General features: G+C 74.0%; 1 protein-coding gene. It reads right to left on the bottom strand.

All coding sequences use genetic code 11. From position 1 onward, the window contains the following. Window positions 1–12: 12 nt before the first annotated feature. Window positions 13–789, bottom strand: a 777-nt coding sequence (gene paaC, locus ESO86_RS17895) for a 1,2-phenylacetyl-CoA epoxidase subunit PaaC (protein ID WP_129236046.1), incomplete at its 5' end; no start/stop codon positions are given.

The following is a 789-nucleotide window of genomic DNA, read 5'->3' as shown; positions in this document are numbered from 1 at the left end:
CCTCGGCCGCGGTCACCACGATGCCCCCGGGTGCGCGCGCGCGAGCACCTGCATCTCGGCGAGCATCGGACCGAGGTGCTCGGTGTGCCTGCCCTCGCGACCGCGGCCGTCGACGACGAACGCCGTGCGGCCCTCGGGCCGGGCGAGGCCGGCCTCGGCGAACACCTGGTCGATCACGGCGTCGAACGCGTCGCGCAGCGACGACGGCAGCGGCGCGACGCCCTCGTCGGCGAGCCTCGCGACCACGGCGTCGTCGCGGAACAGCTCCTCGACGTACGGCCAGGTCTGCTCGACGGCGCGCACCATGCGGCGACGCGACTCGTCGGTGCCGCCCGCGAGGCGGAGCGTCCACTGGATGGCGTGGTCGCGGTGGTAGTCGACCTCCTTCGACGCCTTCGCGGCGATCGCCGCGAGCGTGGCATCCGTCGAGGACTCGAGGTGCCGGTAGAGCTCGACGAGGTACGTCGAGGCGACCAGCTGCCGGGCGATGGTGTGCGCGAAGTCGCCGTTGGGCTGCTCGAACAACCAGGCGTTGCGGAAGTCGGGCTCGTCGCGGAAGTAGGCGAGGTCGTCCTCGCTGCGGCCGTCGTGCGTGCCCGCGTAGTGCAGCAGCGAGCGCGCGTGGCCGAGCAGGTCGAGCGCGATGTTGCCGAGCGCGACGTCCTCCTCGAGCTCGGGTGCCCGCGTGATCCAGTCGCCGAGCCGCTGCGCGAGCACGAGCGAGTCGTCGCCGAGGCCGAGCGCGTACGCGGCGACGTCGGCGGATGCCGCGCGGCCCGCCCCGGCCGA

The organism is Agromyces binzhouensis (assembly GCF_004135055.1).
Lineage (GTDB): Bacteria > Actinomycetota > Actinomycetes > Actinomycetales > Microbacteriaceae > Agromyces > Agromyces binzhouensis.
Note: the sequence above shows the minus strand (reverse complement) of the source record. Positions and strands in the feature narration are given on the sequence as shown.